General features: G+C 72.4%; 17 protein-coding genes and 1 pseudogene. 13 read left to right on the forward strand and 5 right to left on the reverse strand.

Annotated elements, in window-relative coordinates:
• The 3 genes from ACSNN7_RS26010 to ACSNN7_RS26020 form a co-directional block, all read left to right on the forward strand.
• Positions 1-163, forward strand: a 163-nt coding sequence (locus ACSNN7_RS26010) for a phosphatidate cytidylyltransferase (protein ID WP_436683595.1), incomplete at its 5' end; no start/stop codon positions are given.
• A gap of 104 nt (positions 164-267) precedes the next feature.
• A complete protein-coding gene (gene rlmN, locus ACSNN7_RS26015; RefSeq protein WP_436683575.1) occupies positions 268-1,419 on the forward strand; it encodes a 23S rRNA (adenine(2503)-C(2))-methyltransferase RlmN in 1,152 nt (383 codons plus the stop codon).
• A 20-nt stretch (positions 1,420-1,439) separates the two neighbouring features.
• Positions 1,440-2,519 (forward strand): DivIVA domain-containing protein, encoded by a 1,080-nt coding sequence (locus tag ACSNN7_RS26020; protein WP_436683576.1) that lies wholly within the window; start codon positions 1,440-1,442, stop codon positions 2,517-2,519.
• Between the two features lie 88 nt (positions 2,520-2,607).
• On the opposite strand, the gene ACSNN7_RS26025 is transcribed toward ACSNN7_RS26020, so the two are convergent.
• Positions 2,608-2,829, reverse strand: a complete 222-nt coding sequence (locus tag ACSNN7_RS26025; protein ID WP_436683577.1) for a DUF2631 domain-containing protein — start codon at positions 2,827-2,829, stop codon at positions 2,608-2,610.
• A gap of 235 nt (positions 2,830-3,064) precedes the next feature.
• Between ACSNN7_RS26025 and ACSNN7_RS26030 the strand changes: the two genes are divergently transcribed.
• Together ACSNN7_RS26030 and ACSNN7_RS26035 are read left to right on the forward strand one after the other, a co-directional pair.
• The gene (locus ACSNN7_RS26030) at positions 3,065-4,645 is read left to right on the forward strand and encodes a Rieske 2Fe-2S domain-containing protein (protein ID WP_436683579.1); all 1,581 of its coding nucleotides are present in this window, start codon (positions 3,065-3,067) and stop codon (positions 4,643-4,645) included.
• Positions 4,646-4,755: 110 nt separating this feature from the next.
• Positions 4,756-5,378, forward strand: a pseudogene (locus tag ACSNN7_RS26035) (TMEM175 family protein).
• Between the two features lie 2 nt (positions 5,379-5,380).
• Here ACSNN7_RS26035 and ACSNN7_RS26040 read toward each other — a convergent pair.
• Together ACSNN7_RS26040 and ACSNN7_RS26045 are read right to left on the reverse strand one after the other, a co-directional pair.
• On the reverse strand, positions 5,381-6,985 hold the full coding sequence (locus ACSNN7_RS26040) for a phytoene desaturase family protein (protein ID WP_436683580.1): 1,605 nt from the start codon (positions 6,983-6,985) through the stop codon (positions 5,381-5,383).
• A 73-nt stretch (positions 6,986-7,058) separates the two neighbouring features.
• Positions 7,059-7,907, reverse strand: a complete 849-nt coding sequence (locus ACSNN7_RS26045) for a YhjD/YihY/BrkB family envelope integrity protein (RefSeq protein ID WP_436683582.1) — start codon at positions 7,905-7,907, stop codon at positions 7,059-7,061.
• A gap of 51 nt (positions 7,908-7,958) precedes the next feature.
• Here ACSNN7_RS26045 and ACSNN7_RS26050 point away from each other — a divergent pair, with 51 nt between their 5' ends.
• Both ACSNN7_RS26050 and ACSNN7_RS26055 read left to right on the forward strand, forming a co-directional pair.
• Complete coding sequence (locus tag ACSNN7_RS26050) at positions 7,959-8,504, forward strand: GNAT family N-acetyltransferase (protein ID WP_436683583.1); 546 nt, start codon at positions 7,959-7,961, stop codon at positions 8,502-8,504.
• 286 nt (positions 8,505-8,790) lie between these two features.
• Positions 8,791-9,138, forward strand: coding sequence for a hypothetical protein (locus ACSNN7_RS26055; protein ID WP_436683584.1), 348 nt, complete (start codon positions 8,791-8,793; stop codon positions 9,136-9,138).
• Between the two features lie 226 nt (positions 9,139-9,364).
• Here ACSNN7_RS26055 and ACSNN7_RS26060 read toward each other — a convergent pair whose 3' ends face one another.
• On the reverse strand, positions 9,365-9,628 hold the full coding sequence (locus ACSNN7_RS26060; RefSeq protein WP_436683585.1) for a hypothetical protein: 264 nt from the start codon (positions 9,626-9,628) through the stop codon (positions 9,365-9,367).
• Positions 9,625-9,870 carry a hypothetical protein gene (locus tag ACSNN7_RS26065; protein WP_436683587.1) on the reverse strand — a complete coding sequence of 82 codons (246 nt, stop codon included), beginning with the start codon at positions 9,868-9,870 and terminating at the stop codon, positions 9,625-9,627. The genes ACSNN7_RS26060 and ACSNN7_RS26065 overlap by 4 nt, the downstream gene beginning before the upstream one ends.
• 151 nt (positions 9,871-10,021) lie before the next feature.
• On the opposite strand from ACSNN7_RS26065, the gene ACSNN7_RS26070 reads away from it, so the two are divergent.
• From ACSNN7_RS26070 to ispG, 6 genes are all read left to right on the forward strand, one after another.
• Complete coding sequence (locus tag ACSNN7_RS26070; protein WP_436683588.1) at positions 10,022-10,828, forward strand: helix-turn-helix domain-containing protein; 807 nt, start codon at positions 10,022-10,024, stop codon at positions 10,826-10,828.
• Complete coding sequence (locus ACSNN7_RS26075) at positions 10,819-11,025, forward strand: DUF397 domain-containing protein (RefSeq protein WP_436683589.1); 207 nt, start codon at positions 10,819-10,821, stop codon at positions 11,023-11,025. Before ACSNN7_RS26070 ends, ACSNN7_RS26075 begins: the two co-directional genes overlap by 10 nt.
• A gap of 70 nt (positions 11,026-11,095) precedes the next feature.
• The gene (locus tag ACSNN7_RS26080; RefSeq protein WP_436683590.1) at positions 11,096-11,317 is read left to right on the forward strand and encodes a hypothetical protein; all 222 of its coding nucleotides are present in this window, start codon (positions 11,096-11,098) and stop codon (positions 11,315-11,317) included.
• Between the two features lie 43 nt (positions 11,318-11,360).
• Positions 11,361-12,572: a 1-deoxy-D-xylulose-5-phosphate reductoisomerase gene (gene dxr, locus ACSNN7_RS26085; RefSeq protein ID WP_436683591.1), complete on the forward strand. Its 1,212-nt coding sequence runs from the start codon at positions 11,361-11,363 to the stop codon at positions 12,570-12,572.
• Positions 12,572-13,810, forward strand: coding sequence for a M50 family metallopeptidase (locus ACSNN7_RS26090; protein WP_436683592.1), 1,239 nt, complete (start codon positions 12,572-12,574; stop codon positions 13,808-13,810). The genes dxr and ACSNN7_RS26090 overlap by 1 nt, the downstream gene beginning before the upstream one ends.
• Before the next feature lie 9 nt (positions 13,811-13,819).
• Complete coding sequence (gene ispG / locus ACSNN7_RS26095; RefSeq protein ID WP_436683593.1) at positions 13,820-14,992, forward strand: flavodoxin-dependent (E)-4-hydroxy-3-methylbut-2-enyl-diphosphate synthase; 1,173 nt, start codon at positions 13,820-13,822, stop codon at positions 14,990-14,992.
• Positions 14,993-14,999: the final 7 nt, after the last annotated feature.

Raw genomic sequence — 14,999 nt, forward strand, 5'->3', positions numbered from 1 at the left:
CGGCGACCTCGGCGAGTCCATGATCAAGCGTGACCTGGGCGTGAAGGACATGAGCAACCTGCTGCCCGGGCACGGTGGCCTGATGGACCGGCTCGACTCGATCCTCTTCGCCGTTCCCACCGCGTACCTGCTGCTGGCGGTCTTCGTGCCGGTGGTGGGCTGAGGCATGAATCACGTCCGGCAGAGCGTGTCGCCCGCCCGGTGGGGGTCGATTCGGCACCTCCGGAGGGGTGTGTTCCGCGGTCGGCGTGACAGACTGGACCGGCCATGACGAGCCTGCCTGTGATCCCCGTAGACCCCGACGCCCCCGGGCGGCGGCCCACGATGCCTCCCCGCCACCTCGCCGACCTGGACCTGCCGGGCCGGCAGGCGCTGGTGACCGAGCTGGGCGAGCCGGCCTTCCGGGCCAAGCAGGTCTCCAACCACTACTTCGGCCGGCTGGTACGCGACCCGGAGTTGATGACCGACCTGCCGGCGGCGAGCCGGGAGCGGCTGGCCGGCGCGCTGCTGCCGACCCTGCTCAACCCGGTCCGCGAGATGGCCTGCGACGACGGCGCCACCCGCAAGGCGCTCTGGCGGCTGCACGACGGCTCGCTGGTGGAGAGCGTGCTGATGGGTTACCCGGACCGGGTCACCGTCTGCATCTCCAGCCAGGCCGGCTGCGGCATGGCGTGCCCGTTCTGCGCCACCGGTCAGGCCGGCCTCACCCGCAACCTCTCCACCGCGGAGATCGTCGACCAGGCGGTGTACCTGGCCGGGGTGGCGGCCTCCGGCGCGGTGGCGGGCTCGCCCCCGCGGCTGTCGCACGTCGTCTTCATGGGCATGGGCGAGCCGCTGGCGAACTACAACCGGGTGATCGCGGCGATCCGCCGGCTGGTCGCGCCGGCCCCCGAGGGGCTGGGCCTGTCGCAGCGGCACATCACCGTTTCCACGGTCGGCCTGGTTCCGGCCATCCGCCGACTGGCCAGCGAAGACCTCTCAGTGACCCTTGCGCTGTCGCTGCACGCGCCCGATGATGATCTGCGCGACGAACTCGTGCCGGTCAACCAGCGCTGGAAGGTAGCCGAGGTGCTGGACGCAGCGTGGGACTACGCGGCCCGGACGGGGCGCCGCGTGTCGATCGAGTACGCGATGATCAAGGACGTGAACGACCAGCCGTGGCGGGCGGACCTGCTCGGGCGGCTGCTGGCCGGCAAGTTGGCCCACGTGAACCTCATCCCGCTCAACCCGACACCCGGCAGCCGCTGGGACGCGAGCTCGAAGCCGGTCGAACGGGAGTTCGTCCGGCGACTCCGCGAGGCCGGGGTCTCCACGACGGTGCGAGACACCCGGGGGCGCGAGATCGACGGCGCGTGCGGGCAGTTGGCTGCCGCCGAGGACAGGGACACCGACGCGCCGCGCGGGCGTGACCGGGCGTAGCGACGAGACCAGGAGACATAGTGGCGAGTCAGGGTCAGCGTTTCCGGCGTAAGGCGCTCCGCCGGGGATACAAGGTCGACGAGGTGGACGCCTTCCTGGACCGGGTCGAGGCGACACTCGCCGGCCAGCCGGTCGGCGCGCCCGTGGCCTCCCAGGAGGTCCACGACGTCGTCTTCCGGGTCCGCTTCAACGGCTACGACGAGTGGCAGGTCGACCTGCACCTGGATCGGGTCGAGCGGCAGCTGGCCGAGCTGGAGGAGCGCAGCGGCTTGGCCGGCCGCGGCGCCGACCCGCGGGGCGCCGACCGCCTCGGCCCGCCGATGCGTGACGACCACCGCGGCCTGTCGCCGGTGCCGCAGCCGCTCCCGCCGCGTGCCATGCCGGCCCAGGCCGGCCCGCAGGGCTACGGCAACCGCTACGACGAGCCCACCGGCGCCTTCGCCGGCGGCTACGACGCCCCCCGGGGCGGGTACGACGCGCCGCGTGGCCCGGCCGGTCCGGGCCCCGGTGCCCCGATGGGTCCGGGCGGTCAGATGGGGCACGGCGGCCCGCCGCAGCGCGGCCTGCCCGCCGGTCCGGGCGGCTACGGCGCGCCGGAGGGCGCTCCCGGTGGCTACGGTGCGCCGGAGGAGCCGCGGTTCGACGGTTTCGAGGCGGGCCGGCACGGCCGCACCGACATGACCGCCGAGATCCGGATGCCGGAGCGGGAGCTGCGCGACATGCGCGGGCGTGGCCCGGCCGGCCCGCCGCCCATGCAGCAGCCGGCGCTGGGTGGCCCGCCGCCGATGGCCGGTCCGCCGCCGATGGCCGGTCCGCCGGTGGGTGGCCCGCCGATGGCCGGCCCGCCCGGCAGCGACCTCTACCGGGTGGACCAGATTCGGCGCAGCTTCCAGGTGCGCCGCTTCGGCAGCGGGTACGACCCGGACCAGGTGGACCGGTTCTTCGAGACCCTGCTCGGCGGCATGCAGGGGCGCAACCCGATGCCGGTGAACCCGAAAGACCTGGACACCCTGCGCTTCGGGCTGGTGCCGGGCGGCTACTTCGAGGCCGAGGTCGACGCCGCCCTCAAGGACGTGCAGGACATCCTCTTCGGCCGCTGACCGGCCCGGCGAGGACCGATGTGACGAAGGGCCCACCCCCGACGGGGGTGGGCCCTTCGTACGTGTCCGGTCCGGCGCGCCGGTCGGGTCAGGAGCGCAGGCCGTTGCGGCGCAGCACGACGTCGCCGATGACGATCGCCAGCAGCAGCGCGGCCAGGCCGACCAGCCAGATGTCCTCGACCCTGCCCTCGTGGTTGCCGCACAGCATCGCCAGCAGCGCCAACGCGGAGACCACCGCGCCGATCCGTCCGGACCTGCGGTGCCCGGGCTTGTGCTGATCTGGCGCGGTTACCGGCTCGCTTCCTGCCACTGTCGGTCCTTCCCTCGCGATCGGATCTCCGGTTAGTCTGGCACGCCCCGTACGGGGCCCGGCGAAGGGTCCGGCCTGATGGGGGTACGCGGGCGGGACACCGCCGGGCGGCCCGGGCCGACGGACCCGGCCAGGGGCGGGCGCAGCGGCGGTACCGGCGTCGCGGGTCGGCGGCCGGACTGCCTCCGGTAGCGTTCTGACGTACACCTTGATTGTCGTTTTGAGGGGGACTGCGGTGCGAGTGACCGGTACGGGACATGCCAGCATGCGGATCGACACGGCCGCGGGCAGCATCCTGTGCGACCCGTGGGTCAACCCCGCCTACTTCGCCTCGTGGTTCCCCTTCCCCGACAACTCCCAGCTCGACTGGGAGGCGCTCGGCGACGTCGACTACCTGTACGTCTCGCACCTGCACCGTGACCACTTCGACGCCGCCCACCTCAAGCGGTACGTCTCCAAGGACGCCACGGTGCTGCTCCCCGAGTTCCCCACCTCGGAGATGGAGGACGAGCTGCGGGCGCTGGGCTTCACGAAGTTCCTGAAGGCCCCGAACGAGCAGGTCGTGGAGCTCGACGGCGGCCTGAAGATCATGATCCAGGCGCTGACCAGCCCGACCGACGGCCCGATCGGCGACTCCTCGCTCTGGGTGGAGTACGACGGCGTCCGGCTGCTCAACCAGAACGACGCCCGCCCGACCGACCTGAGCGTCTTCGCCGAGCTGGGCCACGTGCACGCGCACCTGCTGCAGTTCTCCGGCGCGATCTGGTACCCGATGGTCTACGAGCTGCCGCAGGCGGCGAAGACCGCGTTCGGCAAGCAGAAGCGGGACCGGCAGTTCGACCGCACCTGGCGTTACATCGACGACCTGAAGGCCGACCACGTCTTCCCGATCGCCGGCCCGCCGTGCTTCCTCGACGACGCGCTGTGGCAGTTCAACGACATCCACGGCGACGAGGGCAACATCTTCCCCGACCAGTCCGTCTTCATGGCGGAGTACGCCAAGGTGGGCGGCACCAACGGCATCGTGCTGCTGCCGGCCAGCGTCGCCGAGGTGACCACGCAGGGCGCCAGCACCACCCACCCGGTGCCGGTGGAGGAGTTCTTCGCGAACAAGACCGCGCACCTGGAGGAGATGCGGGAGCGCAAGCGCCCGATCATCGAGGCGGAGAAGGCGTCCTGGCGGCACCCCGAGGTGGACGTGCTCGGCGAGATGAAGCGCCGCATCGAGCCGCTGCTGGACGAGTCGATCTACCTGGCCAAGGGCGTCGGCGGCCCGGTCCGCTTCGACCTGGTCGGCTACGACGGCGAGAGCGTCGAGTCGATCGTGGTGGACTTCCCGGGCAAGGAGGTCCGCCCGTACGCCGACGAGAAGGTGCGCTACCGCTTCCGTACCGAGCGGGCGCTGATCGAGCACCTGCTGCACATCGGCGAGGTGGACTGGGTCAACTCCCTCTTCCTCTCCTGCCGCTTCTCGGCGGCCCGGATCGGCCAGTACAACGAGTTCGTCTACGCCTTCTTCAAGTGCCTGTCCGAGGAGCGCCTCCAGTACGCCGAGGGCTGGTACGACGAGCACGAGCGGGCCGTCGACGCGGAGGACATCACCATCGGCGACTGGGTGGTGCAGCGCCGCTGCCCGCACCTGAAGGCGGACCTGAGCCGGTTCGGCATCGTCGACGGCGACCAGCTCACCTGCCAGCTGCACGGCTGGAAGTTCGACCTGCCCAGCGGGCGCTGCCTGACCAGCGTCGGCCACAAGGTCCGCGCGCACCGCGCCGACGAGCAGACCCCGGCGCCGGCCGGGGAGGCGCTGAGCTAACGGTTTCCCCGCGCCCGCCGCCCCCGCCGGGTGACCATCAGGTCGGAGAAGGGGGCGGCGTGGCCGACGGCGCGGACAGGAGCGGGTACCGGTTCCGGCGGAACCGGGAGATGGTCCGGGACGCCTCCCGGGTGGAGACGTTCAGCGACGGGGTCTTCGCGGTCGTGCTGACGGTGATGGCCGTCGAACTGCTGCAGAACGGCCCCGCCCGGGCGGGCGGGAGCTTCCCGACGCCCTCGCCCAGGCGTGGCCGTCCTACCTGGCGTACGTGATCACCTTCGGGATCGCCGGCCAGATCTGGCTCGGCCATCACAACATGTGGCGGTACGTGGTCCGGGTCGACCAGCTGCTGCTGGTGCTCAACCTGCTCGTGCTGCTCTTCGTGGCCGCCATCCCGTTCACCGCCGACCTGCTGGCGGAGAACCTGCGCAGCAGTGAGAACGAGCAGCGGCTGACCGCGGCCCTCTACCTCGGCACCGTGCTCGGCGAGTCGCTCTTCTTCAACCTGAGCTGGTGGTGGGCGCGGAGGCGGCGGCTGCTCCATCCCGACCTGGATCCCCAGCTGGCCCGGGCGGTCTCGCGGCGGTTGCTGCTGCGCCCGGTGCTGTACCTGACCGCCTTCGCCTTCGTCTTCGTCGACCCGATCCTCAGCCTCGTCCTCTACCTGCTCCTCGTCGGCCTCTCCCTCATCCACCGCCCCGGCGATCTGCCCCCCGACCGAGGCCGGGGGTGAGGTCAGCGGCCCAGGTCGGCGAGGATGCGCTGGGCGGCGTTGTGACCGGCCGCGCCGATGACGCTGCCGGCCGGGTGGCAGCCGGCGCTGCCCGCGTAGACGCCGTCCACGCCGGTGGCGTACGGCATCCGGTCGGTGAACGAGACGGTGTTGTCGACGTGGTGGATGTGGCCACCGGTGATGCCGAAGTGCGCCTCGATGCCGGGCGGGGGCAGCGGCACCGCGTCGGCGATCAGGTCGGCGGTGCCCGGGGCGTACCGCTCACAGATGGCGATCAGCTTCTCGACGTACCCGGGCAGGGCCTCGTCCCAGGTGGTGCCGGCCAGCTCGTAGGGCACGGACTGGACGAAGAGCGCCGACGAGTGGTGCCCGGCGTCGTCGGAGAGCGATGGGTCGACGGTGGTGTGCAGGTACCACTCGATGGTGGGCTCCTCGGGCAGCCGGCCGGCCTGCACGTCCGCCCACATCGCGCGCAGCGCGGCCATCGGCGCCTCGCCGCCCCCGCCGACCAGCGAGGCCGAGCCGGGCAGCAGGTGGATGGTGGAGCCGAACGGGCTCGGCGCACCCTCGGGCAGGCAGCCGAAGCGGGGCAGCCCGGTCAGCGCCAGGTTCAGCTTCAGGGTGGTGCCGGGACGGCGGACGGCCGTCATCCGCTGGTGCAGCGGCGCCGGGAGCGCGCCGTCGGGCAGCAGCTCCATCAGCCGGTACGGATCGCAGGCGCCGAGCACCACCGGGGCGGCGACGTGCCGGCCGTCGGCGAGGGTCACCCCGCTCGCCGCGCCGCCGGCGTCCAGGGTCACCCCGGTCACCGGCGTACCCGTGGCGATGGTGGCCCCGGCGGCGCGGGCGGCCTCGGCGAAGGTCCGGGAGACGGTGCCCATGCCGCCCCGCGCGATCATCCAGGTGCCGTCGGCCCCGGGCAGCCGGCACATGTTGTGCACCAGGAAGTTGTGCCCGGTGCCGGGGTCGTCCGGGCCGGCGTTGAGGCCGGAGAGGCCGTCGGTGACCGCGTACATGCTGACCAGCAGCTCGGAGCGGAAGTCGAAGCGGGCCAGGTGGTCGGCGACCGAGCCGCGCACCAGGTCCACGAAGACCTGCCGCAGGGCCGGGCGGACGTAGCGCTCGGCGGTCTCCTCCACCGGCAGCGGCTCGGCCAGCCAGGCCGGGGCCAGGTCCTCGCGCAGCTGGGCCAGCTCGGCCTGCAACGCGTCGTCGGCCGCGGCGTCGGCGGGGGAGAAGAACTCGGCGAGCTGCTTGCGCGTCCCCGCGGTGTCGCTGCCGAAGAGCAGGTACGGCGAGCCGACGCCGCCGGGCGTGGGCAGGAAGTAGTGCGGGTCGCGGCGCAGCACCGGGATCCGCACGTCGAGCGTGGCGAGCAGCTCCGGCGGCATCAGCCCGAGCAGGTACGACCCGGTGGAGTGACGCAGCCCGGGGACCTTGGGGAACGGGTTCTCGGTGCGGGTGGCCCCGCCGATCACCTCCGCCGCCTCCAGCACCAGCACGTCCAGCCCGGCGCGGGCCAGCAGGATGGCCGAGACCAGCCCGTTGTGCCCGGATCCGACGATCACGACGTCGGCGCGGGCCGGCAGCTCACTCGCTTCGCTCATGCCCGGGCAGCCTAGTGCTGCGGGGCCCCGGGCGGGAGGGCTTCAGCGCTGGGCGGCTCTGCGGCGGGCGGCTTCAGCGCTGGGTGGCTGCGGCGGCGCGGATGGCCCGCCAGCGGCTCAGCGCCAGGGTGGCGGAGTAGCCGGCCAGCACGATCACGTGGAACAGGTAGAGCCAGAGCAGCACCGCCACGCCGCCACCGACCTCGTCGAAGCCGCCGAAGGGTGCCCCCAGGTCGATCGGGAGCGAGGCGAACAGCACGAAACCGTGCAGGAAACCGGCGAGGTTCGCCGCGGTGAACGAGCCGACGGCGAGGGTGGAGAGCCAGTCCGGGGAGGCCGGCCCGACCACCCGGAACACCCACATCACCACCGGGGTGAGCACCAGCCACACCCCCAGGAACGACAGCACCACGCCGAGCGCGCCGATCCAGCCGCCCTGCCGGACCAGGCGGGTGGTGGTGGGCAGGGCGATCAGGATGGAGAGCAGCAGCGCCGGGGCCGGGGCGAGCAGCGGCAGCAGCAGCAGCCGGCCGCGCCAGCCGACCAGCGACTCGTCGGGGTTGGGCGGGATGGCGACGGACACGAACGCGCGGCGCAGCCCCTCGCCGTAGAGCGACGCCGGCAGCAGGGAGGCCAGCGCGAGCAGCGGGGTCAACTCCACCCCGGCCGCGACCAGCGCCTCCACCGCCCGGGGCGCCCCGATCGCGTCAGGCAGCGTGTTCACCGCGTACGAGGTGAGCCGGCGTACCCGGTCGCCCCCGGCCAGCAGCGAGGTGAGCCAGATCGCCAGCAGCGCCACCGGCACCACGGCGATCGCCCCGTAGAAGGTGATCGCGGCGGCGTGCAGCGAGAGGTCCCGGCCGCGTACCGGCCGGAACGCGGCGCTGGTGATCCGCTTCGTGCGCTGCCATGCCTCACCCATCGCGATCTCCTTCCCCCTCCCGGGCCCGCGCACGCATTACGATCGCGCGGCATGACGGTGCTCACGACGGAACGCCTGGTGCTGCGGGACTGGACCGACACCCCGGCGGACCTGGATCGGATCTTCGACATCTACTCCCGTACCGAGATCACCCGCTGGCTGGCCGCCTCCGGCCTGCCGCTGACGGACCCCGCCCAGGCCCGGGACCGGCTGGCCATCTGGCGCAAACGGCACGCCGGCCACGGCGGGCGGTACGGCACCTGGGCGATCGAGGTCCGCGACACCGGCCGGGTCGCCGGCACGCTGATCCTCAAGCCGCTGCCCGGCGCGGACGACGTGACGGAGACCGACGACATCGAGGTCGGCTGGCACCTGCACCCGGACTCCTGGGGGCACGGGTACGCCACCGAGGCGGCCAGCGCGGTGCTGGCCCGTGAGTTCGCCGCCGGCACCCCGCAGGTGTACGCCGTCGTCTCGCCCGGCAACGAGGCGTCGATGGGGGTGGCCCGCCGGCTCGGCATGACCCACCTCGGGCAGCGCACCGACTGGTACGGCGGCGAGGTGCTGGAGACGTTCGTCCGCCGCGCCGACGCCTGACCTCCCGCCGTCCTGCCGGCGCTGCTCGGGGCCGGTTGGTGCGGCCGGGGGTTGCTCACCGCCGATCCGGCCGAGCCGGGGCCGCGGGCCGTCCAGCGGCAGGTAGCCCGTCGAATCGGTCACGGAAGGTAGTGCCCACCTCCCGGACATGCCCGTGAGCGATATACCTCAGAGGCATATTTATGCCTCTGAGGTATATCGCTCACCAGGTATACGTCGTGCTCCCTGCGACTCGCCGTGAGGCAGGGGCAGCGGAGCTGCAGCGCCGGGCCTCGGGTGTCCGCTCGTGATGATCACATTCGACGCCGTCCCCGACCGGGACCGGCTCGCCGCCGCGCTGCGGTCGTCCATGCCGCCCATGCTCGCCATCCAGGTGCCGACGGCGGTGCTGGCCCTGCTGGGAGCGTTCGGACTGCTAACCGGCGCGCGGGCGTGGCCGCTGACCTTGCTGGGCGTGGGCTCGCTCGCCTACTGGCTGGTGCCGAAGCTGCTGTTTCGGCGGGTCGTGCGGCACTGCTGGCGGCTGTACGGCCGCCTCACCACCTGGCACCGGAACGCCGCGGTTCAGGTTCCGGGTCGATCCTCGGACTCCTGCGGCCATGGGCGCGTCCAGCCGATGAACCGGACGAAGTAGCCGGCCGGATCGGCCTCTCCCGAGCCGACCCGGAGCGCGTCGGCGATCGCGTCGTGCATGAGCAGGCACAGGTAGATGGCCAGTGCCGGGCGGTCGTGGGCGAACTCCCGGCGCAGGTGGAGCTTGGCCGGTGGGCAGGGCCAGGGTGCGGCGCACCGCCGGCACCGCCAGGTGGGACGGGCCGCGACGTGCCGCGCGAGGTCGGCGTAAGACGGTGCAGCGCCGTTCACGTCTCGCCACCGGCCGACCGGCTGCGAAGCGCGGCGACCCGGACCAGCGCCGTGCGGGGTCGGCCGCCACGGGCCTCGGTCGAGTCGGGCCGGATCTCTACGCCGGTCAGCTCGACCCATTCCAGGCCGGGGTGGGTGAGGCCGGCGGGAGCCTGGGTGACCCGCAGCCGCAGCGGTCCGGTTCCGTAGCAGTAGTCCGCCTCGGGGATCGTCGCCAGTTCGCCGATCGACACCAGTGGCGTCTGGTCCGGTCGCGTCACCCGTGGCTCCCGTTCGCCCCCTGGGCGTGGCCCCGGGCGCTCACGCCCACCGTGCTTTCCCGGCGCAGGGCGCGGGAACGGGTCCACCGCTGGTTGCGGTGCGCGGGCAGCGCCATCACGGGTACGCCGCCGAGCCGGTCCGGGCACGGCCAGCGCAGCCCGCAGGTGCAGTACCTGCCCCAGCGCCACCAGTTCCGCCGGTGTCGTGGTGCCAGTGGTACCCGCTTCGGCTCCTTGCTCATGCGCCTCTTCCTTCCTCGCGCCTGTTCACACTCTGCTGTGGACGCGACTACGGTCGGAAGGTGGCGCGCGACCTCAGCGCCGGCCGTGCCGGCAGGCCCGGGCGCGGTGGTGGGCGTTAGCGCCCGGTGGGCGGTGTGTGGTGGAGGTGTGATGGGCAACGGCCCGATGTCGACGCTGGAATTCCTCGGCGCGGAGCTGCGGCGGGCGCGGAAGGAGCACGGGCTGAGCCAGGAGGATCTGGCCCAGCGGATCAGCTACTCGTCGTCCCTGGTCGGGATGGTGGAGATCGGCCACCGCACCCCCTCGCAGGACTTCATCGCCCGGGTCGACGCGGCGCTGGAGGCCGGCGGTCTCTTCGAACGGCTGCTCACCCTGGTCCGCGCCGACGCCGCACCGCCGTGGCTGCGCGAGTGGATCAGCGTCGAGCGGGAGGCGACCCTGATCCGCTGGTTCGAGCCGTCCCTCATCCCCGGCCTGTTGCAGACGGAGGCGTACGCCCGCGCGGTGCTGCGCGGCGGCCGGATGCTGCGGGAGGGCGAGGTGGAGCAGCGCATCACCTCCCGGATGGAGCGGCAGTCCGTGCTGGGCCGGGAGCAGCCGCCGGAGTTCGTGGCGGTGGTCGACGAGGCGGTGCTGCGCCGCGCGGTGGGGGAGCCGGCGGTGATGGTGGAGCAGTTCGAGCACCTGCTCCGGGTGACCGAGCAGGCGCACGTCGACCTGAACGTGGTGCCCGCGGAGGCGGGCATGCACGCCGGGCTGGCCGGAGCCTTCATCCTGGCGCGGACACCCGACGGTGCCGAGGTGGCGCACCTGGACAATCCGCTGCGGGCGCATGTCACCGACCGCCCGGACGACGTTGCTAGCCTTCAGCGGAGGTGGGAGAGCCTGCGGGGCGAGGCGTTGCCCCGCCGGGCCACCCGGGAGCTGATTCGGGAGTTGGCGAAGTCATGGACCTGACCGGCGCGGTCTGGCGCAAGTCCACCCGCAGCGACAACGGCGGCTCCACCTGCGTCGAGGTCGCGACCAACCTGCTGCACGTCGTCGGTGTGCGCGACAGCAAGGACCGCCGGGGGCCGGTGCTCACCTTCGCGCCCGAGGCGTGGACCGCCTTCGCCGGTGCCGCTGCTTCCGGCCGCCTCACCGCCAACCCCTGATAGCTCGGCGAGCGGGTCGCGCTCCGCTGCTCATCTTTACGGGGGGGGGTAGAGCGGACCGGAGGTGGGCGTGTACGCCGTCGTGGCGGTGCCGTTCCACCTGCACGTCGACCTGCGCGACGGCGGCGTCGGTGTGGTGCTGTCGGAGTTGACCGGCGGGGCGTACGAGCCGACGGTGTCGGCGGCGGCCGGCACCCACTTCTCCATGGAGGAGCCCTTCGCGCTGTCGTTCGACCCGGCCGAACTCCTCGACGAGGAAGCCCCGGTCGAGGACCCGGACACCGAGGGCTGAGGCTCCCAGCGGGCGCACAGTGAGGCCGGGGCAGAATGGCGGCGTGACGACACCCCGCGACCTCGTTCTGCTCGGCTCCACCGGTTCGATCGGCACCCAGGCCATCGACATCGTGCGGCGCAACCCGGACCGGTTCCGGGTGGTGGCGCTCGGGGCCGGTGGCGGCAACGTCGAGCTGCTCGCCGCGCAGGCCCTGGAGCTGGGCGTGGACGCGGTCGGGGTGGCGAAGTCCTCCGCCGCGCAGGACCTTCAGCTCGCCTTCTACGCCGAGGCGAGCCGGCGTGGCTGGGCCACCGGGGACTTCAAGCTGCCGAAGATCGTCGCCGGCCCGGACGCGATGACCGAGCTGGCGCAGTGGCCCTGCGACGTCGTACTCAACGGGGTGGTGGGGTCCCTCGGGCTCGCGCCGACGCTGGCGGCGCTGCGCGCCGGTCGTACCCTCGCCCTGGCCAACAAGGAGTCCCTCGTCGCCGGCGGCCCGCTGGTCAAGGCCGCGGTGACGCGGCCGGGGCAGATCGTGCCGGTGGACTCGGAGCACTCCGCGCTGGCCCAGTGCCTGCGCGGCGGCGCCCGGGGCGAGGTGCGCCGGCTGGTCGTCACCGCCAGCGGCGGTCCCTTCCGGGGCAAGCGGCGCGACGAACTGACGCAGGTCACGCCCGAGCAGGCGCTGGCCCACCCGACCTGGAACATGGGCCCGGTCGTCACGATCAACTCCGCCACCATGGTCAACAAGGCGCTGGAGGTGATCGAGGCGCACGAGCTCTTCGACGTGCCCTACGCCGACATCACCGTGATGGTCCACCCGCAGTCGGTGATCCACTCGATGGTCGAGTTCGTGGACGGCTCCACCCTCGCCCAGGCCAGCCCGCCGGACATGCGGCTGCCGATCGCGCTCGGCCTCGGCTGGCCGGACCGGGTGCCCGACGCCGCCGCCGCGGTCGACTGGACCACCGCGCACACCTGGGAGTTCGCCCCGCTCGACGACGAGGCGTTCCCGGCGGTCGCCCTGGCCAAGGCCGCCGGCGAGACCGGCCGCTGCCGCCCGGCGATCTACAACGCGGCGAACGAGGAGTGCGTCGCGGCGTTCGTCGCCGGCCGGCTGCCCTTCCTCGGCATCGTCGACACCCTTCGCCGGGTGTTGGAGGATGCTCCCGATTTCGGCGAACCAGGTACCGTCGAGGACGTGCTCACGGCCGAGTCGTGGGCACGCGCGCACGCGCAGAAGATCATCTCGGGGTCGGGGAAGGAAGCCTGATGCTCTATCTGCTCGGGGTGGTCGTGATCGCCCTGGGGATTCTCATCTCGGTGAGCCTGCACGAGGCGGGTCACATGCTGACCGCCAAGGCTTTCGGGATGAAGGTCACCCGCTACTTCGTCGGCTTCGGCCCGACCATCTGGTCGTTCAAGCGCGGCGAGACCGAGTACGGCCTGAAGGCGATCCCGCTCGGCGGCTTCTGCAAGATCGTCGGGATGACGCCGCAGGACGACGACGTCGAGCCGGGCGACGAGCATCGGGCCATGTGGCGCTACCCGGTCTGGAAGCGGACGATCGTGATGTCCGCCGGCTCGGTGACCCACTTCGCCCTCGCGGTGATCGCCATCTGGCTGGTCGCGATGTTCGTGGGGATGCCGAACAAGGACCTGCCCAACCCGCTGCCCGCGCACGTCAAGGTGGTGGACTGCGTCATCCCGACGGACGCGGTGCGCGAGTGCGCCCCCGGTGACCCGGTCAGCCCCGCCAAGCAGGCCGGGCTGCGCGACGACGACAAGATCCTCGCGGTGAACGGCACCTCGGTGGCCGACTACACCGCCCTGGTCAAGACCGTCCGCGACCTGCCCCCGGGCAAGGCCACCATCGCGTACGAGCGGGACGGCGTGCGCGGCGAGGTCCAGGCCGACCTGGCCGCCGTGCAGCGCAAGCCGCTGGACGACCCGAACGGCGCCCTGAAGACCGTCTCCGCGCTCGGCGTCGCCGGCCCGTCCCTGCCGCCGGGCGTCCCGGCCACCGTCACGTACGGCCCGATCGAGGCGATCCCGGCCACCGCCGGCTACACCAAGGACCTCGCCGTCGGCACGTACGAGGCGATGAAGCGGATCCCGGAGAAGGTGCCCGCTCTCTGGACCGCCGTCACCGGCGGCGAGCGGGACAAGGACACCCCGATCAGCGTGGTCGGCGCCAGCCGGCTCGGCGGCGAGGCGCTGGCGAACGGCTTCTGGCAGATGCTGCCCCTGCTGTTCATCTCGCTGAACTTCTTCGTCGGCGTGTTCAACCTGCTGCCGCTGCTGCCCCTCGACGGCGGCCACATCGCCATCGCCTGGTTCGAGCGCGCCCGCTCCTGGCTGTACGCCAAGATCGGCCGCCGCGACCCGGGCCGGGTGGACTACATGAAGCTCATGCCGCTCACGTACGCGGTGATCCTGATCGGTGGCGCGTTCACGCTGCTGACCGCCACCGCGGACATCATCAACCCCATCACGCTCTTCTCAAGGTGAGTGCCTGAAGTGACCGCTGTCAGTCTCGGTATGCCCGCCGTACCGCCCCCGCCGCTCGCCCCCCGTCGGGCCAGCCGCCAGATCATGGTCGGCTCGGTGCCGGTCGGTGGGGGTGCGCCGGTCTCGGTGCAGTCGATGACCACCACCCTCACCTCCGACGTCAACGCCACCCTCCAGCAGATCGCCGAGCTGACCGCGTCCGGCTGCCAGATCGTCCGGGTCGCCGTACCCAGCCAGGACGACGTCGAGGCGCTGCCCGCGATCGCGCGCAAGTCGCAGATCCCGGTGATCGCCGACATCCACTTCCAGCCGAAGTACGTCTTCGCCGCGATCGACGCCGGCTGTGCCGCGGTGCGGGTCAACCCGGGCAACATCCGGCAGTTCGACGACAAGGTCAAGGAGATCGCCCGGGCGGCCGGTGCCGCCGGCGTGCCGATCCGGATCGGCGTGAACGCCGGCTCGCTGGACAAGCGGCTGCTCGCCAAGTACGGCAAGGCCACCGCCGAGGCGCTGGTCGAGTCGGCGCTCTGGGAGTGCTCGCTCTTCGAGGAGCACGGGTTCCGGGACATCAAGATCTCGGTCAAGCACAACGACCCGGTGGTCATGATCCGGGCGTACCGGCAGCTCGCCGAGCAGTGCGACTACCCGCTGCACCTCGGCGTCACCGAGGCCGGCCCGGCGTTCCAGGGCACCATCAAGTCGGCGGTCGCCTTCGGCGCGCTGCTGGCCGAGGGGATCGGCGACACCATCCGGGTCTCCCTCTCCGCCCCGCCGGTCGAGGAGATCAAGGTCGGCAACCAGATCCTGGAGTCGCTGGGCCTGCGCGAGCGGGGCCTGGAAATCGTCTCCTGCCCGTCCTGCGGGCGGGCCCAGGTCGACGTCTACAAGCTGGCCGAGGAGGTCACCGCCGGCCTGGAGGGGCTGCCGGTGCCGCTGCGCGTCGCCGTCATGGGCTGCGTGGTGAACGGCCCGGGTGAGGCCCGCGAGGCCGACCTCGGCGTCGCCTCCGGCAACGGCAAGGGCCAGATCTTCGTCAAGGGCCAGGTCATCAAGACCGTGCCCGAGGGCCAGATCGTGGAGACGCTGATCGAGGAGGCGCTGCGCCTCGCCGACGAGATGGGCGCCGAGATCCCCGAGGAACTCCGCGACCTCGTCCCCGGCGCCACTGTCACCGTCCACTAACCCACCC

Origin of the sequence: Micromonospora sp. URMC 105, from assembly GCF_051386295.1 — a bacterium.
Classification (GTDB): domain Bacteria; phylum Actinomycetota; class Actinomycetes; order Mycobacteriales; family Micromonosporaceae; genus Micromonospora.